This window comes from Glutamicibacter sp. BS14 (genome assembly GCF_056934375.1).
Window position 1 is genome coordinate 2505743 of the sequence record NZ_CM167801.1, and the last position, 19556, is coordinate 2525298.

At 61.8% G+C, this 19556-nt stretch carries 18 protein-coding genes; 1 reads left to right on the plus strand and 17 read right to left on the minus strand.

The window, feature by feature from the left end:
* Positions 1–14: 14 nt before the first annotated feature.
* The 14 genes from AC1Z36_RS11890 to AC1Z36_RS11955 form a co-directional block, all read right to left on the minus strand.
* Entirely contained in the window at positions 15–2813 is a 2799-nt protein-coding gene (locus AC1Z36_RS11890; RefSeq protein WP_483561276.1) for a DEAD/DEAH box helicase, read from the minus strand.
* 28 nt (positions 2814–2841) lie between these two features.
* Positions 2842–3708 carry a twin-arginine translocase subunit TatC gene (gene tatC / locus AC1Z36_RS11895; protein ID WP_105657844.1) on the minus strand — a complete coding sequence of 289 codons (867 nt, stop codon included), beginning with the start codon at positions 3706–3708 and terminating at the stop codon, positions 2842–2844.
* Between the two features lie 9 nt (positions 3709–3717).
* A complete protein-coding gene (gene tatA / locus AC1Z36_RS11900; protein WP_105657843.1) occupies positions 3718–3933 on the minus strand; it encodes a Sec-independent protein translocase subunit TatA in 216 nt (71 codons plus the stop codon).
* A 32-nt stretch (positions 3934–3965) separates the two neighbouring features.
* Positions 3966–4226 (minus strand): hypothetical protein, encoded by a 261-nt coding sequence (locus tag AC1Z36_RS11905; RefSeq protein WP_133833372.1) that lies wholly within the window; start codon positions 4224–4226, stop codon positions 3966–3968.
* 102 nt (positions 4227–4328) lie between these two features.
* Positions 4329–6332, minus strand: a complete 2004-nt coding sequence (locus AC1Z36_RS11910) for a helix-turn-helix transcriptional regulator (RefSeq protein ID WP_483561277.1) — start codon at positions 6330–6332, stop codon at positions 4329–4331.
* Between the two features lie 93 nt (positions 6333–6425).
* Entirely contained in the window at positions 6426–6821 is a 396-nt protein-coding gene (locus tag AC1Z36_RS11915; protein WP_013348985.1) for an FKBP-type peptidyl-prolyl cis-trans isomerase, read from the minus strand.
* 16 nt (positions 6822–6837) lie between these two features.
* The gene (locus AC1Z36_RS11920; RefSeq protein ID WP_332486254.1) at positions 6838–7773 is read right to left on the minus strand and encodes an FKBP-type peptidyl-prolyl cis-trans isomerase; all 936 of its coding nucleotides are present in this window, start codon (positions 7771–7773) and stop codon (positions 6838–6840) included.
* 119 nt (positions 7774–7892) lie between these two features.
* Complete coding sequence (pafA, locus tag AC1Z36_RS11925) at positions 7893–9266, minus strand: Pup--protein ligase (RefSeq protein ID WP_105657839.1); 1374 nt, start codon at positions 9264–9266, stop codon at positions 7893–7895.
* Positions 9267–9344: 78 nt separating this feature from the next.
* Positions 9345–9530: a ubiquitin-like protein Pup gene (locus AC1Z36_RS11930; RefSeq protein WP_133833376.1), complete on the minus strand. Its 186-nt coding sequence runs from the start codon at positions 9528–9530 to the stop codon at positions 9345–9347.
* 66 nt (positions 9531–9596) lie between these two features.
* On the minus strand, positions 9597–11213 hold the full coding sequence (dop, locus tag AC1Z36_RS11935) for a depupylase/deamidase Dop (RefSeq protein ID WP_483561278.1): 1617 nt from the start codon (positions 11211–11213) through the stop codon (positions 9597–9599).
* Positions 11210–12847 carry a proteasome ATPase gene (gene arc, locus AC1Z36_RS11940; RefSeq protein ID WP_166650701.1) on the minus strand — a complete coding sequence of 546 codons (1638 nt, stop codon included), beginning with the start codon at positions 12845–12847 and terminating at the stop codon, positions 11210–11212. The genes dop and arc overlap by 4 nt, the downstream gene beginning before the upstream one ends.
* Before the next feature lie 220 nt (positions 12848–13067).
* Positions 13068–14129: a tRNA (adenine-N1)-methyltransferase gene (locus AC1Z36_RS11945; protein WP_105657835.1), complete on the minus strand. Its 1062-nt coding sequence runs from the start codon at positions 14127–14129 to the stop codon at positions 13068–13070.
* Positions 14130–14171: 42 nt separating this feature from the next.
* Positions 14172–15299 carry a site-2 protease family protein gene (locus tag AC1Z36_RS11950; RefSeq protein ID WP_105657834.1) on the minus strand — a complete coding sequence of 376 codons (1128 nt, stop codon included), beginning with the start codon at positions 15297–15299 and terminating at the stop codon, positions 14172–14174.
* Complete coding sequence (locus AC1Z36_RS11955; protein ID WP_105657833.1) at positions 15296–16009, minus strand: HAD family hydrolase; 714 nt, start codon at positions 16007–16009, stop codon at positions 15296–15298. The genes AC1Z36_RS11950 and AC1Z36_RS11955 overlap by 4 nt, the downstream gene beginning before the upstream one ends.
* An 83-nt stretch (positions 16010–16092) precedes the next feature.
* Between AC1Z36_RS11955 and AC1Z36_RS11960 the strand changes: the two genes are divergently transcribed.
* A complete protein-coding gene (locus tag AC1Z36_RS11960) occupies positions 16093–17001 on the plus strand; it encodes a PAC2 family protein (RefSeq protein WP_105657832.1) in 909 nt (302 codons plus the stop codon).
* A gap of 33 nt (positions 17002–17034) precedes the next feature.
* Here AC1Z36_RS11960 and mshC read toward each other — a convergent pair whose 3' ends face one another.
* The 3 genes from mshC to AC1Z36_RS11975 form a co-directional block, all read right to left on the minus strand.
* Positions 17035–18297, minus strand: coding sequence for a cysteine--1-D-myo-inosityl 2-amino-2-deoxy-alpha-D-glucopyranoside ligase (mshC, locus tag AC1Z36_RS11965; RefSeq protein WP_105657831.1), 1263 nt, complete (start codon positions 18295–18297; stop codon positions 17035–17037).
* Positions 18298–18424: 127 nt separating this feature from the next.
* Positions 18425–19249, minus strand: a complete 825-nt coding sequence (locus AC1Z36_RS11970; RefSeq protein WP_105657830.1) for an undecaprenyl-diphosphate phosphatase — start codon at positions 19247–19249, stop codon at positions 18425–18427.
* A 78-nt stretch (positions 19250–19327) separates the two neighbouring features.
* Positions 19328–19537 (minus strand): hypothetical protein, encoded by a 210-nt coding sequence (locus AC1Z36_RS11975; protein WP_105657829.1) that lies wholly within the window; start codon positions 19535–19537, stop codon positions 19328–19330.
* Between the last annotated feature and the right edge of the window lie 19 nt (positions 19538–19556).

Consider the following 19556-nt stretch of genomic DNA (forward strand, 5'->3'; position numbering starts at 1 on the left):
GCTGGACCTGCTGGCTAGTCCAGCACGTTCGAGTAGGCCACTACACCGCGCTTGATCTGGTCTACTGCCTTGTAGGCATTGCGAACCAGCAATGGCGGAAGGTCGCTATTCTTTGCGAACTGGTCCAATGTGTCGATGACCTGCTTGGCCCAGCGCACGAAGTCACCCGGTGCCAGATCGGTACCGCGCAGCGCGCTGTTCAGGCTCGAACCGCGGGCCCACTTGTACATTGGCCAGATCAAACCGGATTCCGGTGGAGCGGTCGGGTCAAGGCCCAAGGCCTCTTCAGCGTCCGATAGCTCGCCCCAAATCCTGATAGTGCTATTCCAGATGTCATCGATCTTGCCCGTTGGCATTTTCGGATCGGCACGGTCCCCGTCGCGGCGTGCCTGGTAGACCAGGCTGGCGACAACCGCGCAGAGTTCTTCCGCATTGAGCTGCGTGAGCTTGCCGGTCTCCAGGATTTGGCTGGTGAGCAGATCGCGGTCGCCATAGATGCGGCGCAGGCGGCGGCCCGAGTCGGTCAGCGCGAAATCTTCGCCGCCCTCGGAAGGCACGAGGTATTCGAACTGCTCGAGCACTTTGCAGACCTTGTCGAACTGCGTGGCAATGGTATTGGTTCGCCCGCGGATGGCGCGACGGGCCTTGTCCGTGTCCTTCTTCAGCTTCCAGTACCTGTCGGCCCAGCGCATGTGCTGGTCCTTCTCCGAGCAGGCGTGGCAAGGATGGTCCTTGAGCTCCAGGCGCAGTGCGTTGATTTCACGCTCGAAGGAATCCGAGCCTTCGAAATCAAAGCTCTGGGCGTCCTGGCGTGGAGGACGCGACTCGTAGATCGCGTTGCGCAAGGATGAAGCAAGGTCCCGGCGCTCCTTCGGTGTGCGCCCGTTGAACCCCTTGGGAATCTTGATCCGCGAAATAATCTGCACTGGTCCGTTGAGGTCTTCCACCGAGAGCCGGCGAAGCTGCGCTTCTTCGGTCAGCACGGTGTGTCGCGGGTTGTACATGGCCTTATCAAGCTCGACGACCACGGCGCGGCCGAAGCGTCGGCCACCTGGCAGGTCCACCACGTCGCCGCGGATCACGGCCTGCAGGGACTGCTCAGCTGCCGAACGGCGCTCGTGGCGGCGGTCCTTCGCAGCGTTCTTCTCGACCTGGGCCAGGTTTCGTTGGAGTTTCAGGTACTCGGTGAAATCTCCGAGATGGCATTCCATCGATTTGGCGTAGCCGGCCAGGGATTCTTCCTTGGAACGCACCTGGCGCGCCATGCCCACCACGGAACGGTCCGCCTGGTACTGGGCAAAGGAGGTTTCGAGGATTTGACGAGTCTGTTCACGGCCAAACTGCGCCAGCAAGTTGGTGGACATGTTGTAGGTCGGACGGAACGAGGAATTCAGCGGATAGGTTCGCTTCGAAGCGAGTCCTGCCAAGGATTCCGGTTCCAGGTCGGGGTTCCAGACAACAATTGAATGGCCTTCGACGTCAATGCCGCGGCGCCCGGCACGGCCGGTGAGCTGGGTGTACTCCCCCGAAGAGATCTGCACGTGGGATTCGCCGTTGAATTTGACCAGTTTTTCCAGCACGACCGAGCGTGCTGGCATGTTCACGCCCAGTGCCAGGGTCTCGGTTGCGAACACCACCTTGATCAGGTTGCGTGCAAAGAGGTCTTCAACGATTTCCTTGAAGATCGGGAGCAGGCCGGCGTGGTGGGAAGCGAAGCCGCGAACCAGACCATCGCGCCAGGACCAGAATTCCAGAACGTCCAGGTCTTCGCTGGGGATCCGGTAGGCGACTTCATCCAGCGCTTGCGCGATCTCGGCGGCTTCTTCATTGGTCGTCAGGCGCAGGTCAGCCATGGCGCACTGCTGCACGGCCATATCGCAGCCCTTGCGGGAGAAAATGAAGAAGATAGCTGGCAGCAGAGCAGCCCGGTCAAGCTTCCCGATAACCGCTGGACGGTTGATGCGGTGCCCCATGCCTGAACTGCGCTGGGGGCCGCGGCCGCCGCGACCCCGGCCGCGCTGCACTCGGCCGCGCTGCACTCGGCCGCCAGGGCTGTGGGAGCGTACGAGTTTTCGCAGTTCGGGGTTGACCGAGGCCTTTGAATCGTCTTCAGCCACCTTGTCGAAGGCTACGTCTTCGGCAAACAGGTCGACCACGTTAGGGCCGACCATGACGTGCTGGAAGAGCGGCACCGGGCGATGCTCGGAGACAATGACGTCGGTCTGGCCCCGGACGGTATCCAGCCAGCCACCGAATTCCTCGGCGTTGGACACGGTTGCCGAGAGTGAAATGATCTGCACGTTGGACGGCAGATGGATGATGACTTCTTCCCATACGGCACCACGGAATTTATCGGCGAGGTAGTGGACCTCATCCATGATCACGTAGCCCAAGCCGTCGAGGGTTTGGGAATCCGCGTACAGCATATTGCGCAGCACTTCGGTGGTCATGACGACGATCTGCGCTTCGGAATTGATGGAGGTGTCGCCGGTCAGCAACCCGACCTTCTGCGCTCCATAGCGGTTGACCAGTTCCGAATACTTCTGGTTGCTCAGCGCCTTGATGGGCGTGGTGTAGAAAGCCTTGCGGTTCTCGCCTAGAGCCTGGTAGATGGCGTATTCGCCAACAACAGTTTTTCCGGCGCCGGTGGGCGCAGCGACCAGTACGCTGTGCCCTTCTGCGACCTTCTGGCAAGCTTCGGTCTGGAATGGATCCAGGTCGAAGGAGATGCTTGCCCGGAATCCAGGAAGTGCAGTGCCGTTTTCGACCTGCCGTGCCTTGGAATTCGCGTAGCGTTCCGCGGGTGAAGTCACTTGTGGTCGTTCACTTTCTTGCCCTGGTTCAGAGCTGGGATTTAGGTTCGTCAATCGAGCTAGGGGTTTCAATGCCAGAAGTTTCACCAGCTGCTAGGCGTTCATTCTCGGCTTCCCGTGCCGCCAGCTTCTTTGCGCGCTTCTTGTCGTTGAAGTGGCAGATCAAGGTGGCAACGGCGAAGGTGAGGAACAACGGTCCAGCCAACGCGAACATGGTGATTGCATCGCCGCCTGGTGCTGCCATAGCGGCAACCAGGGCGATGAGGAAGACGGTGATACGCCAGTTCTTCAAGATGAGCTTGGCTGGCAGGACGCCAACCATGTTCAGGCCAACCATCAGTACCGGTACCAGCATGGCCAAGCCGAATGCCAGGAGCAGGCGGAAGATAAACGGCAGGTACTCGGAAATGTTCAGCAGGTTATCCGAGTTCTCCGGCGACAGGCTAATGAAGAATTCCAGCGCAAACGGAAGAACGAAGTAGGCCATCGCCACGCCGCCAAGGAACAGCGGAACCGCGGCTGCTACGAAGCTGTAGCTCAAACGGCGCTCGTTCTTTTTCAGTCCCGGCACGATGAATGCCCACAGCTGGTAGAGCCACACCGGCGAGGAAACGATCAGGCCGACGAACAGCGCCACCTTGATCATGATGTCGAAGGGTGACATCACCGCGGTGAACACTACCGAGCCGCCGGCAGCTTTCACAGGCGCGATCAGCAAGGCAAGCAGCCAGTCGTATACGAAGAAACCGGCTACCGTGCCCAAGGTCAGCGCGATGAGCGACTTGAATAACCGGTTCCGTGCTTCAATCAGATGCTCTTTGAGAGCCATCCGACCTTCTGCGTCCTTGGCCCGCTTCTTCTTGCTGCGCGGGTTCTTGTCTTTATTTGTTGCCACTGAAGAGGTCTACGAGTTGTTCTTTTCGTTGGGGTTCGGATCATTGATGGTGCCATCAACGGTTTCAGATTTAGGATCATCATCCTTCATCTGGCGAACCTCGGACTTGAAAATGCGCAGCGACTGGCCCATCGAGCGAGCCAAGCCTGGAAGCTTTGGAGCGCCGAAAAGCAGCAGTGCAAGCACGATAATGATGACCAAATGCCATCCCTGTAAGCCACCCATGTGGATTCCCTTCTCTCTATCTAAAGTCTACGTCAGAACAAGCCAAGATCGCGCATGTTCTGAGCTTGGCCGCGCTGTGCGCGACGTGCGACGCGGCGAACTCGACGCGCCTCGATTCTTTCAGCTTTGCCCTTATCGCGAAGCTTTTTGATCTTCTCCGGATCCGCGTGCGTGGCATCGGTTCCGTGCGGGTAGCGACGAGGGTTCGCAGCGTACTCCACGACGGTGCCCTCCTGGCTTAAACCGGCGCTGATGTGATCCGCAGCGTCGCCCAGGCCCTCGACGACCGCCATTCCCCGTTTGAACAAACGGAAGCCGGCAAGTGCCGCAACAAGTATTGTCGCCAAAACGAGCACAGTCCACAAAAGTACCCAAAACCACCAAGGAAGCATCTATTAATCCTCATACATTGCGATAGCCTCGTCCAACCAGTTCACTACCTGTTCGCGCGTAGCGTCAGGAGAGACCACAGTCAGTTTACCGCTATGGCGAGCCACGAGCGGCGCAGCTACCTGGTGATCCGAGAACCGGACGTTGGCCAGATACCCCGTACCGACCTTTCCCGTGGACCAGGAAAGAGGATGGAAAGCTTCGATAACCGGTAAGATCTCGGCGTCTACATAGACCATGACCTCTAAGTCATCGTCGTTGGAGGCATACCGGATCTGGACATCTTGCTGGTCTTCATGCCGAGCCGCCAGCTCGAATTGTTCACCGGCAGTTTCCACACTTAACATCCGGTCCACCCGGAAAGTTAATAGGCTCTGGCGCTTTCGGCACCAAGCCCGCAGGTACTGCACCGCTCCGTCTTCAATGAGCCGGATCGGTTCCACATCGCGAACCTGGTGAGTTCGCGAACGGGCCGAGTAGTAATCGATGCGCACGACGTCTTGGGAACGAATCGCCTGAATCAGCTGCTGCGGAATATCGTTCTCGCGCGCCTTGGACAGTGCGAAGCCCAGCGCCCCGCTCCAGCCGTCAAAACGGGCCACCGCGGAATTCACCTTGGCCAGTGCCGCGTCGAGCACCTGCTGGTGCTCGAACTCGGGAATGCTTGCCAGGGCGTTGAGCCCGCCGAGCACGGCTACTGCTTCCAGCGGCGCCAGCTTCTGCGGCTCGGCCAGCAGGGCTGCATTGGAGATCGTAACGGTATCGGATTCAACGTCGCCGTCATTGACGTTGATCAGTTCGTCATGCTGGCCGTACGGGACACCGCACATCATGATCATGGCCAGCTCTTCACGAACCTTGGCAACGCTCATGGAGTAGCGTTCTGCCAGCGCTTCGATTTCTACGGCACCATGGGCGTGCACATACTGGATCATGTCGATATTTCGCATGACCTGAGTTGTGGTGGTGCCACGGCCGGTGGCGCGATGCGGACGGAACTTCACCTCTGCGTAGGCATCCTGGTTGCCCTGGCTAGTCTGGGAGCTGCGCGCGTCGCGCAGAATCCGGCGCACCTGGGCCACCAGTTCGGAGGGTCCCAGGACTTTCACGGCCGGACCATAAGCTGCCAGCTGCTGGGCAAATGAATGCGGATCCGCATAGCCGATCTGCAGCTCATCCTGATCGCTGCGGCCATTTACTGCCTGGGCGCGCAGCGGGATTGCTTCATCGCCCAAGAGCCGCACCGTTGCCACCAGTCCCGGATTCTGCAGGTCGAAATCCTGCAAGACCTGGGTCATGTCGAAATCCTGGGGGCGGGCGTGGTACTGCCCGTCGGCGTTAGCGCCGCCATGCCGGTAATTCGTGAACTTGCCCTGAACCCGCGAGAGGCGGAAGACACGGGTATCTTTCCGCGTGTGGTCATAGCCGGTGAAGTACCAGTTGCCGTAGCGCTGCCCGATCCCCCACACATCAACAATTCGTTCGCTCTGTGCGCCGCCAGAGGACGTATAGGCGAACTTGAGCGTGTTGCGGTTGAAGACCGCCAGGGCGCATTCGCGGAAGTTCGGTTCATCCATGGAAAGGCGTGGGACCAATGAGCCGGCCAACGGAGCGACCGGCGAGGCCACGCCATCATGGCCGGTGACTCGGGCCGCGGCATTGAGCCCCAATGACTGGAGCTTGGTGTCTTTCCAAAGGCTCGCGGCCAATGCGACCAGGCCGGCTTCTGCGGAGCTGAATTCCACCGGCGGCAAGAACCACTCGGTCGTGTCGATGCTGTAGTACGTAACATCGTCGATTACTTCTTTGTCCAGCTGCAACCCGAAGTCATTGCGGATATCGTCCTTGAGGCGATCCAGCGCCTTCTCTCGGGTCTCCTTGGTACCGCCTGGCACCAAATAGGATCCAATGCGGTCGGCGTTGAACTTCCGTGATTTAGTTGCCAGCGCATAGATGAGGCTGGTCAGGCGTTCTGCCTTGCTGGGTCCCGGGGATTGCTTTGTGCTCACGTGCCTAGACTAACCAACTTTCGCCGATAAGGATGACTTCTGGGACAGCAATGGCCCCGATTATTTAATCGAGGCCATTGCCAGCACTTGGAATTACTTGGTGCCCATCAGATCCACAACGAAAATCAGTGCTTCGTTAGGCGCAATGGCGCCTGGGGCGCCACGCTCACCGTAGGCCAGGTGCGATGGGATATCCAGTCGGCGACGGCCGCCGACCTTCATGCCCAGCAGGCCCTGGTCCCAGCCCTGGATAACCATTCCGACACCCACTGGGAAGTCGAGGGTCTGCCCGCGGCCCCAGGAAGAGTCGAACTCTTCGCCGGTGGACCAGGCAACGCCTACATAGTGCGCTTCAACGGTGGTGCCTGGGGTGACCTCGGCGCCGGTTCCCTCGACCAGGTCGGTGATGACCAGTTCTTCAGGAGCGTCGGTGCCCGGGAAATCGATCTCAGGCTTGGTGCGGTCGTAGTTGCGTTCTCCGAACGACATAGTCACGGCCTTTCTGTTACTTGCTTTCGCTTACCTTGTCTAATTCTACGTAGAAGACCAGTGGTCCTGCAGGACGCCCCTGGGCTTCAGCTGTTTCGCCGTAGGCCAAGTCCGTTGGGACAGTCAGCAAGACCTTGCTGCCTTCCTTCAGGCCCTGGAAGCCCTGCAGCCAGCCCTGGATGACTCCGCCGGCCATATCGGCTTCGAAGCCTTCTTCGTTGCCGAAGTTGCCGTCGAACTTCTTGCCGTCTTCCCAGCGCACGCCGTGGTAGTGGGCAGTGACCTTGGACGTTTGGCCAACGGCTGGGCCGTCGCCTTCTTCAAGGACGTCCACTGCCAGGCCTGCCGGGGCTTCGGTGTCCTTGGGGATGGTGATCTGCGGATCGCCCTTGCCGGTCTTCACGGTGGGGAGCTTGCCGTCGTCCTTGAGCTGCTGGACTTCTTCCTTGCCCATCGTCTGGCTAGGGCTCTTGGAGTCCGCAATCTTGATCACGATCAGCCGTTCGGCACGCGAGCCTTCGGCCGGTTCGGCGATGGACCCGTCCGGCTGCTGAACGCCTTCGATGGCTGCGTAGGCGATCCAGTCGCCAATCTGGGACTTCAGCAGGGTTTCGTAGAGCTCGGGCATCTGCTCCTTGAGCGTCTCGTCAACCTTCATGGGAGCCGGATCAGCAGTGAAGTTCTCATTGGTCAGCAGGCCGTCGATGGTCTTGTACAGGCCCGACTGGATCTGGATGGTGTCGCCTTCCTTGATGTCGGAACCCTCGCCCTCCACCACGGTGACTGCTTCTGACTTTTCGGTCAGGAGCGGCGCATCGAATTTGACCTCAGGTGCGGTCTTGCTATCTTCTGCTGGCTTGACGTCGATGCCGCTCAGGGATGACGAACCCGAACCGCAGGACGCCAGGGCAAGGATGGACGCGGTGGCGCATACTGCCAAAACTTTTCGCACGAATCTTCTTTCCGGTTGGACTAGCTGGTCATGCATTGCGGGCTTGCACAGGGCAAGGCCCGTAATGATCTGCGTCCAGCTTAGAGGTTTTTGCTGTGTAAATACTTGTTTCCAGCTAGCTAAAGCTGCTGGCCCATCAGCTCAATGAGCTCGTCAATCTGTGAATTGGTGGTTGCGAACGGGTCCTTGCACAGCACAATTCCGCCCGGGCCATCCTCATACTTCATGTGGACCCAATCGGCGCTATAGCGTCGCCCATTGGCGCGGGCGGCGCGAATGAATTTGCTTCGCAGTGCCGCGCGTGTCGTGGCTGGCGGGTTGTTCACAGCCTGATTGATTTCAGCGTCGGAGACGACTGCGCTGGCCAGGCCGCGGCGCTTGAGCAGGTGGAACAGGCCGCGCTGCGGGTCGATGTCATGGTAGGTCAGGTTCAGCTGCGCGATCCGTGGCGCCGAGAGCTCCAGGGAGTTCTTCTGGGCATAGCCCGTGAGCAGCTTGTGCTTGATCGCCCAGTCGATGTCCCGGTCGATCAGCGAGAAGTCCTGGCTTTCCACTGCGTTCAGCGTGCGTTCCCACAATTCCAGGACGGTATCCACCTGGTCGTGGTGCGCGCCGTGGCGGGCGATGAATTCCTTGACGGATTCGAAGAGGATCCACTGGATCTGCAGTGCGGTCGGTTCGTCGCCGCCCATGAGCCGCACTACGGTCTGGCCAGTGAAATCGTGGGAGATCTGGCGGATGGAGCGAATCGGGTTTTCCAGTCGCAGATCGTGGTAGATTTCGCCGGATTCGATCAGGCGCAGCACCAAGTCGGTGGCGCCGATCTTCAGCAGCTGGGTGGTTTCGCTCATCGACGAGTCGCCCACTATGACATGCAGCCGGCGGTGGTACTCGGCATCGGCGTGCGGCTCATCGCGGGTATTGATGATCGGACGCGAGCGCGTTGTGGCCGAGGAGACCCCCTCCCACATGTGATCGGCGCGCTGGGAGAAGACGTACTTGGTCTGCTCTTCATCGGTGATCAGATGCCCGGCACCGCACAATAGCTGGCGGGTGACGAGGAAAGGGATGAGCATGTCAGCGAGGCGCTTGAACTCGATTTTGCGTGGAATCAGGTAGTTCTCGTGGCAGCCATAGGAGTTCCCGGCGGAGTCCACATTGTTCTTGAACATGTAGATCCGGCCTTCGTGGCCTTCCTCGGCCAGCTGGTCCTCTGCCTGGTCAACGAGGTCCAGCATGAACGCCTCCCCTGCGCGGTCGTGGGCGATCAGCTGCTTGAGCTGGTCGCATTCCGCGGTGGCGTACTCCGGGTGCGAGCCCACATCCAGGTAGAGGCGCGAGCCGTTCTCCAGGAACACATTCGAACTGCGCCCCCAGCTGACTACCGGCTTGAACAGGTGCCGTGCGGCATCCTCCGGGGTGAGCCGGCGCCCATCCGACGGGACATAATTCAGCCCGAATTCGGTTTCCAGACCAAAGATTCTGCGATCCACGCGAAGCTACTTCCCCTCAACTGCGGTTCCGCCACATTGGCCAGAACACGACTTCCAAAGCTGTGTGCCCGTTGGGGCTTACTGGCCGCCCTTTTGCACGAATCCGCGGACGAACTCTTCAGCGTTGGATTCCAGCACCGAGTCGATCTCGTCCAGCAGGTCATCCACGCCGGCGGACTGGCCGGTGGTGTTCACCTGGACCTGTTCCGTTTCGGCCTGCTGGTTCTGGATGCTGCGGCGGGCCGAGAAGCTTTCCTGAGTCATCGTTTTCTCCTAAGTCGTCGTGAATCCCGGAATTACGCGCCGAGACTCATACCTATTCTGCGCCGATTAGCGACGCCTGGCCAATTCGTCGATAAATTCCGCAATCTCCAGCTGCGTGTCGAACAGCTCGCCAACCTGCGCACGGGTTCCGCCCAGCGGTTCGGGCATGTGGAAGCGGCTGATCTTGCGCGCCCCGGGGACGGCGAAGGACAACGCATCCCAGTTCGCTGCGACCACGTAGGGCGCATAGCGCTGCAGGGTCATGCCGCGCAGGTAGGCCCGGGTATCTTCCGGCGGGCTGGCCACGGCTTGGTTGATCTCCTGCTGGCTGAAGATCCTCTGGATGGCCCCGCGTTCGGCCATGCGGTAGTACAAGCCCTTGTCGGTCCGCAAATCAGCCCATTGCAGGTCCAGCATCGCCACGCGTGGATCGGACAGCTCAAGCTGGTGGCGCTGGGCGAAGCCGTTGACCAGCTGGTATTTGGCGATCCAGTCAATCTGGTCTGCCGCGTCCATCGGGTCGCGCTCGAGCAACTCCAGGATCTGCGCCCAACGGCTGAGGATCTCGGTGGTGTCCGGATCATCAATGCCGCGTACCGCGCAGTAGTTTTCTGCCGCATGCAGGTAATGGCGCTGGATTTCAATGGCGGTGAGCTGGACCCCGCCGCGCAACCGCACCTTGGCCTTCAGGGTGGGGTCGTGGCTGATTTGCTGCAAGGCCAGGACCGGTTCGACCAGTTCCAGCTGCGGGGCCATCCCCGCTTCGATCAGCGAGAGCACCAAGTTGGTAGTGCCCACGCGCAGCAGGGTGGAGATCTGCCCGAGGTTCGCATCCCCGATGATCACGTGCAGGCGGCGGTACTTGTCCCAGTTCGCGTGCGGTTCATCGCGGGTGTTGATGATCGGGCGGTTGATCGTGGTTTCCAGGCCCACTTCCGCCTCGAAGAAGTCGGCACGCTGGGAGACCTGGAAGGCGGCGCGCTCGTTGAGCATGCCCTGGCCCACCCGGCCGGCACCGCAGAAGATCTGCCTGCTGGCAAAGAACGGGGTGAGCCCGCGGACAATCGAAGAGAACTCGATGCCGCGCGGCATCAGGTAGTTCTCATGCGAGCCGTAGGAGACCGACTTGTTATCGGTGTTGTTCTTGTACAGCAGCAGTTCCCCGCTGCCCAGGCGCTGGGCGGCGGCCGCGGCGCGGCGCATCACTTCATCGCCGGCTTGGTCCCAGAGCACCGCATCACGCGGGGTCATCGATTCGGGGCTGGAGTATTCCGGGTGGGCGTGGTCGACGTACAGGCGTGCGCCGTTGCCCAGGACCATGTTCATCACGACATCCGTGGATTCCTTCTCCTGGTAGAGCGTTGAACCCAGATGCGCGTCGTTGCCATCCAGCGCAATGGATTCGGCGGTCCAGATGCCCTCGTCGTCCAGCCCCGGCCCCAGGTCGGTCAGCTGGCTCGGATGCGCTTGGGCCCGGTCCATGGCGAATCCGCGCGCATCTTGCAGCGGGGATTCGTCGCTGTAGTCCCAGCGTGCTGCCTTGGCCGCCGAATCCTGCTCGGCGACCAATTGCGCGTAGGCGTCAACGATCTGCGCCGAAAGCACCGTGGCGTTGGCCTTGGGCATGTTCGGGCGGATAATTCCGTATTCGGTTTCCAGGCCGACCAGCCGACGTGCGCTCATTTGCCGGCCTGCTGCTGGACCAGGGAACGGATGTTGCTGATCCGCTCGCCCTTGCGGCCGGAAATTCGGGCCCAATCATCGGGGTTGGTGGTGTTGGGCATGTCTTCGTGCTCGGCGAACTCCTCGCGCACCGCACGCAGCAGGTACTCCATTTTCAGTCCGCGTTCGTTCTGCGTAATCAGCGCCTTGATGGCATGCTTCTTGGCGCGGTCCACGATGTTGTGGATGACCGCGCCCGAGGCGAAGTCCTTGAAGTAGAGCACTTCGGTGGCACCGGTAACATAGGTGACTTCGAGGAATTCGTTGATCCGCTCGGTGGAGTACATTGCCTGGACGGCTCCGCGGATCATGCGCGCTATGGTGGCGCCGGCATCCCCGGCATCGGCATCGAGCTCATCGGCATGCAGCGGCAGTTCGGTCGTCAGGTACTTGCTGAAGATTTCTGTGGCGCCCTCGGCATCGGGACGGCGGATCTTGATCTTGACATCCAGGCGTCCCGGACGCAGGATCGCCGGGTCGATCATGTCCTCGCGGTTGGACGCGCCGATGACAATCACGTTATCCAGGCGCTCGACGCCGTCAATTTCGGCCAGCAGCTGCGGCACGATGGTGGTTTCCACATCCGAGGAGACACCGGTGCCGCGGGTACGGAACAGCGCTTCCATCTCGTCGAAGAACACCACCACCGGATCTCCATGCAGCGCCTTCTCCCGGGCGCGGGCGAAGATCAGGCGGATGTGCCGCTCGGTTTCGCCCACGTACTTGTCCAGCAGCTCCGGACCCTTGATGTTCAGGAAGTAGCTGCGGTTGCTGGCCCCTTCCTTGCGCTCGACGACGCGCTGGGCCAGGGAGTGCGCCACCGCCTTGGCGATCAGGGTCTTGCCGCAGCCCGGAGGACCGTAGAGCAGGATCCCCTTTGGCGCGCTCAACCCGTGTTCGCGGTACAGCTCAGGGTGGGTGAAGGGCAGCTCCACCGAGTCCTTGATGGCTTCGATCTGCGAGTTCAGCCCGCCAATGTCCGAGTAGGCAATGTCCGGGACTTCCTCGAGCACCAGGGACTGCATGTCGGTGAGCTGGACGCGGGATACCGCCATGCCCGAACGCGAATCGATGGCCAGCTGGTCGCCCACGCGCAGGTGCATCTCGCGCAGCGGGCCAGCGAGTTCAACGACGCGCTGGTCATCGGCACGGGCCATGACTACGGCGTGGTGATTTTCCAGCAGTTCCTTGACCGTGACCAGTTCACCGGTCTCCTCGAATCCCAGGGCCGCGACGATCACCAGTGCTTCATTGAGCAGCACCTGCTGGCCGATGACCAGCTTGTCGAAATCCATCAGCGGGCTGACGGCCACGCGCATCTTGCGCCCGGAGTAGATGACATCTGCGGACTGGGCGCCGGTGGATTCGATGCCGAGCCCGGGTTCGGGGTGCTTGCGCGGGTGCTTGGCCACGATGGTGCCGTGGCTGAAGGGAGTGTCCCCGTCCTTTTCCAGCGCCGACTTCAGGTTGATGATCTGCTCGCGGGTGGTTTCCAGCAGGGCCACCAGGCGCTTGTTATTGCCGCTGATCCCGGCGAGTTGCTTGTCGAGGTTGCGATTCTTGTCGCGCAGCACGTTGACCTGGCGTTCGGTCATCTGCAGCCGCTCGGCCAATTGTTCTGCCTCGCGATTATCGTTCACGTTCCAACCTCCAACATCCAACGTCACCGGGGCGGTTCGTGCGCCCTGATGAGGTTTTTTCCGGTGCTTGGCGCACCGTCTTGCTTCCATCCTAGGAACTGAAGGCCCCGAGTGCAGAACACTCGGGGCCCAATGTCACATAATGAGACGCAATGTCTCAATATATGGTTGCAGCTCAGGCTTCGCCGCCAGCGCCTTCGGCGCCTTCTTCAGCGGCACGCACGCGCACGGACTGGTTGGCATCGCGGGCGGCCCGGCGCAGCTTCTTATCAGACAAGCCGCGCTCGCCCAGTGCTTCAGCGGTCCACTCGCCCTCGGCGTGATCGCGCGTCCATGCGCTCAGGTCCTCATCGGAGTACGAGTGCTCCTTGATGCGCTTGGCCTTCGGGATGCCATCGGCGGAATCGGCCAGACGGCGGCAGGTGATCAGGAATGCGGTGTGCGCCACCATCCGGTGATCCGGGCGGACAGCCAGGCCGTCGACGTGCCAGCCGCGCACCAGGGTTTCGAAGCACTCTGGCTCGGTGAACTGGCCCGAAGCACGGATTGCCTCGACCACGCGGGACATCTGGGTCACCGAGGACACGTAGTTGGTCCACACGCCGCCCGGCGCCAGCACGGTAGCTACCGCATCCAGGCATTCCCAGGGGCTGAGCATGTCCAGGACCACGCGGTCGATGCTGCCCGGTGCTTCCAGCTCGACGACCCTGTCCTGGAAGTCGCCGATGGAGATCTGCCACGAGGGGTGCTCGCCACCGAAGACGGTGGAGATGTTGCCGCGGGCGATATCGGCGAATTCCTCGCGTCGCTCGAAGGAGTGCAGGAAGCCCTCATCGCCGACCGCGCGCAGCAGCGAGATGGACAGCGCGCCGGAACCGACGCCGGCTTCGACGACGCGTGCGCCCGGGAAGATGTCGCCGAACTGCACGATCTGCGCGGCATCCTTCGGGTAGACCACGGTGGCGCCGCGCGGCATGGAGAGCACGAAATCCTTGGCCAGCGGGCGCAGGGCCTGGTAGCGGAAGCCGTCGATATTCTCGATGACCGAGCCTTCGGGCAGGCCGATGATGGCCTCGTGCGGCAGCACGCCCTTGTGCGTGTGGAACTCTCCACCGTGCTGCAGGGTGATGGTGTTGATCCGGCGTTTCTCGTCGGTCAGCTGCACGCGGTCGCCGACACGGAAGGGGCCGCGACGGGCTGCCGCGCCGTGCGGCGCCTGGCTCTTAGCTTCGCTCACTGATGTGATCCTTTTCTTGGTGCTTTTCAGTCTGTATAGAGTTTACTTGCGGCGTCCGGTGACGGCGTTGACGATCTGCCGCTGGTGCAGCAGGCCCACCACCTGCCCGGTGGCGCTGATCACCGCGTATTCGGCGCTGTCCACGCTGGCCAGGTAGTCGATCAGTGCGCGGCCATCGGAATCCTCGGCCACGATCGCGCCCTGGCCCAGGGCACGGGACACGGCCAAGGCCGGAACCTGGGCCGCCTGGTTCGGGCCCACCCGGGACAGTGCCTGCGCATCGATGACCCCGACCGGCATCCCTTTCGGGTCGACTAGGATGATCTCTCCCCCGCGAGCGTTCTGGCGGGAGAGCACGTCGGCTACGGTTGCGTGCGAAACCATGGCCGAAGCCGGGCGCATCAAGTCGGTGGCGATCACGGTGGGCAGGTTCAGCATCATCTTGGAGTGCGCAATCAGCTGCGTGGTGGCTTGCCACATGAACATCGCCACCATGATGCCGACCACCACCGTGATGATCTGGGGCTGCTCGCCGCGTACCAGAGGATAGATCACGAAGTAGAAGACCAGGCCCACGGCGATTGCCCGGCCCACCCAGCTCGAGGCGATGGTGCCCTTGAACTGGGATCCGGTGGCCTTCCAGACGATCGATTCGACCAGCCGCCCGCCATCGAGCGGAAGCCCGGGCAGCGCGTTGAAGGCGCCGAGCAGCAGGTTGGCATAGACGAAGAAGTCCAGTAGCAGGTTCGGGTACACGCCCATGGCCGCGTTCTCGATCACCAGCCAGCCGATTCCGGCCAGCAGGAAATTCGACAGCGGTCCGGAGAGTGCCACCCAGAGCGAGGCGCCGGGCTTGGCCTTGAAGGAACCGAACTGGGTGTGCCCGCCCATCAGCGTCAACACGATGTGCGCATCGGGCCACTTGAAGGCGCGCGCGGTCATCGCGTGCGCGACCTCATGGATCAGCACGGCCACGGCAATAGCCACCGCGCAGGCCAGGCCCATCAGGTAGGCGTTCAGCGGCGGGATGATTCCGCCGCGCGAAAGCTGGATGCCAACGCTGAAGGTGATGACCGCGGTGATGATGAACCACGAGCTGGAGAGGTAGACCGGGACGCCGCCGATACGCCCCAGCTTGATTCCAGGGGACTTTTCCTGAGTGTCGCTCACGCGCTAACCTGCACCAACCATCGAGTCATTTCATGTACGTCCACGGATGCCAAGCTGTCGATCCGGCGCCAATTGCCTTCGCCCGGGTCGGTGGCGTTGGGGACCAGCACCGCATGCAGCCCGGCCGCGGACGCCGAGGCGATGCCCGGCACGGAATCCTCGAAACCAATGCACCTGGCTGCTTCCAGTTCTTTCCCGGTGCACTGGCCAAGCAGCTGCAGTCCAGCCAGATAAGGTTCCGGGTGCGGCTTGCCGTTGGCGACCTCTTCACCGGTAACGCTGGCCTGGAAGGTGCCTTCGGGGATGCTGAGCATCAGTTCATCGACGATGCTGCGCTCGGACATGGTCACCAGGGCCTGCGGGATGCCTGCCTGCTTGCACGCCGCGAGCAATTCGCGGGCTCCTGGCCGCCAAGGGATCTCGCGGCGGATGCCGGCAACCACCCGGGCAGAGAGCCAGTCGATGATCTCGCGGATCTCCAGCTTGACCCCGGCCTGCTGCAGGGCCCGGGCGCCATCTGGCAAGGCGTTGCCGACCAGGGCCAGGCCTTGTTCATGGCTCCATGAGCCGCCATGGGAAGCCACCAGCTCAGCTTCGGCAGCCAGCCAATAGGGTTCGGTGTCGATCAGCGTACCGTCCATATCCCACAGGACAGCTTGCGGGGTTGCGGGCTCGGTTCCGGCGGCAAAGTCAAAACTGGTGCTTGGCATGAGTCCATTCTAGATGGAAGAGTGGGGCTAAGCCGCTTCGGCGAGCCACGCCGAGAGCATCGAGTGCTGCCAAGGAGTCTTCAATGAACGAGGAATACCACGCCCCGACGCTGAATAGCTATATTGCCAAGACCCAGCATGAGATTCGCCCCACCATCGTCTTGGCTGCCTTCGAGGGGTGGAACGACGCCGGTTCGGCGGCCACGGACGCCGTCCGCCTGCTGCTCGAGTCCAACGCCCATGAGCATGTGGCCACCGTGGGCGAGGACGATTTCTACGACTACCAGTTCACCCGGCCCAAGACCCGGCGCACCGGGAGCGGGCGCGTAGTGGACTGGCCGTGCACCGAGATCTTCAAGATCCATTTGCCCCAGGCGGCCGCCGACCTGCTGGTGGTGCTGGGTGTCGAGCCGACGTTCAAATGGCAGACCTTCTGCTCGCGGATCATCAAGGTGGCCCAATCCCACAATGCCCATGCCGTGCTCGCCCTGGGCGCCTTGCTGGCTGATGTGCCGCATACCCGGCCGGTGCCGACCTCGCTGGCCAGCGACGATCCGCGGTTCCAGGAGCACTTGAGGATCAGCGCCTCCACCTACGAGGGGCCCACCGGAATCCCCTCGGTGCTCGGCGTGGAGTTCGAACGGTACGGGATCCCGAGCCTGTCGCTTTGGGCTCAGCTCTCCCACTATGTTGCGCAGTCCCCCAGCCCGCGGGTGCAACTGGCCATCATCGAGCTGCTGGAGGAAGTCATCCCGGTCTCCGTGCCGGACCAGAAACTGCGCGAGGATGCGCTGGCCTGGAAGCACGGGGTCGATGAGCTCGCGGCAGCGGATCCGGATGTGGCCAAGTACGTTGAACAGCTGGAGCAGGCAACGGACACCAGCGAGCTTCCCGAGGCCAGCGGCGAGTCCATTGCCCGGGAATTCGAGCGCTATCTGCGCCGCCGGGGAAAGTACCGCAAAGACAGCCCGGGGTCCGACTTCGATATCTGAAGCCGGACCCCGGGATGCTTGGCGCGGTGCTGCCTAGAGCTTGAGCCCCAGCAGCGCGTCGATGCCGTGGCGCAACGCTTCGGCGCCGTCGCCATTCGACCCGGCCGGCTGCGCCGCCCACCGGTCGAGTGCCTCCAGCGCGGAGGGCGCATCGATGTCATCGGCCATGTGCTTGCGGATGCTTTCCACTACCTTGGCTGCGTCCTCGTTGCTGGTGGTGGCCAAGGCCTGGCGCCAGGCAGCCACCCGCTGCTGGGCTGCGGCCAGCAATTGCTCGGTCCAGAACCAGTCGCTGCGGTAGTGCTGGGAGAGCAGTACGGCGCGGATCGCTACCGGCTCGACGCCGGCTTCGCGCAGTTTGGAAACCAGCACCAGGTTGCCCAGGGACTTGCTCATCTTTTCGCCGTCCAGGCCCACCATGCCGGTGTGCACGTAGGTCTGCGCGAGTTCCGCGTTATCGCCAGCAGCTGCGTGGGCCGCAGAGAATTCGTGGTGCGGGAAGATCAGGTCCGAGCCGCCACCCTGGACAGTGAAGGGGGCCGGCAGGGTCTTGCGGGCAATCACCGAGCATTCGATGTGCCAGCCCGGGCGGCCGGCACCGAGCTTGCCGCCATCCCATGACGGCTCGCCCTCGCGGGCGGCACGCCACAGCAGCGGGTCCAGCGCATCGCGCTTGCCGGCACGATCCGGATCCCCGCCGCGTTCGGCGAAGAAGCCGAGCATGGTCTCGCGGTCGTAGTTCGAAACGGCGCCCAGTTTCCAGGCATCGTTCTGGGCGGCCAGGGTGTCGAAGTACACGTCGCCTTCCACCCCATCGGCACCAGCCGGCACACGGTAGGCCAGATCCGCATCGAGCAGCTGCTCGACGACCGGGACCAGCCAGTGGATGGATTCCACCGCGCCGATGTAGTTCTGCGGCGGAATGACGTTCAGGGCTTCCATGTCGTCGCGGAAGAGCTGGATCTGCGACTCGGCCAGTTCGCGCCAATCGACGTTGGTTGCTGCGGCGCGCTCGAGCAGCGGGTCGTCCACGTCGGTGATGTTCTGGGTGTAGGCCACGGTGCGACCGGCATCGCGCCAGGTGCGCTGCACCAGGTCGAAGGTGACATATGTGGCGGCGTGGCCCATATGGGTGGCGTCATAGGGGGTGATACCGCAAACGTACATGCTGGCCGGCGCAATAGCTTCATCCGCTGGCGCAGTGGCCTGTCGGGCTCCGGTGGCGGTATTGAAAAGTTCCAGTGTTGGTGCTGAACCAGCCACCTGAGGTACCTCAGGGTTATTCCACGCGTGCACTTATGGACATCCTTTCGCAGATGCGACGTATTTCTTCCTTTAACTCCAAGTGAAGCAAGGCGAGGTTTATTCCCGTTAACTGCAAGATGCCCGTGAAGCAGTCCACGGACATCTTGGAAAACCTGGATCAGGCGGCCATCCAGCCCAATCCCAGAGCGACGAACAGCGCCAGGCCCAGCAGGATGCGGTACCAGACGAAGAAGCGGTAGGAATGGGTGGAAACGAACTTCAGGAACCAGCCCACAATCAGGAAGCCGACGACGAAGGCCACGACGGTAGCGACACCGGTCTGCGCCAGGGTGTAGACACCTGGTTCGTCGAAGGACTTGACCAGCTTGTACAGGCCCGAGGCGAACACCGCCGGGATCGCCAGCAGGAACGAGTAGCGGGCTGCGGCTTCACGGGTGTACCCCATGAGCAAACCCGCGGTGATGGTGCCGCCCGAACGCGAGACGCCCGGAATCAAGGCCATGGCCTGGGCGAAACCGTAGAAGATGCCGTGCTTGACGGTCAGCTTGTCCAAGGTGCGCTGCTGCTTGCCGTAGTGGTCGGCGATGGCCAGGATCAGGCCGAAGACCACCAGTGTGGTCGCAACAATCCACAGCGAACGGAAGTTCGTATCGATGTAGTCTTCCAGCAGCAGGCCCAGGATCGCGATCGGTAGGGAGCCGATAATGATCAGCCAGCCCATCTTGGCGTCCGGATCCGAATGCGGGATCTTGCCGGCCAGTGCCTTGCACCAGGCGCCGATGATCCGCACGATGTCACGCCAGAAGAAGACGATCACTGCGGTTTCGGTACCCAGCTGGGTAATGGCGGTAAATGCCGCTCCGGGGTCTTGGGCGTTGGGCAGGAGTTCGCCAACGATACGCAAGTGGGCTGAGGACGAGATCGGGAGGAACTCGGTCAGGCCCTGGATCAATCCTAGGAAAGCTGCTTCAAACCAATTCACCCCTCGACATTACTTCACCGATTGCGACTATCCGGACTCAGAAACACGGAATAGGAAAAATTCACTCCGTGGTCGTACTCACGCATCATCCGAGGGTATGGTGAAGGGCAATAACTCGGAATACTGATCGTAGAGGGCGTCTTCATAGTCTTCGAAGGCATCGGCCAGCGCGCCAAAAGCCGCGTCGACGGATGCCTCGCCAGCACCGCGGCTCTGCGACACAATTGCCAGGTGCTGCTCCAGGCGTGCAATAAATGCTTGCAGTGCAAAACTCGGTTCAGTACTCATAGCATGAGGCTACAACGCA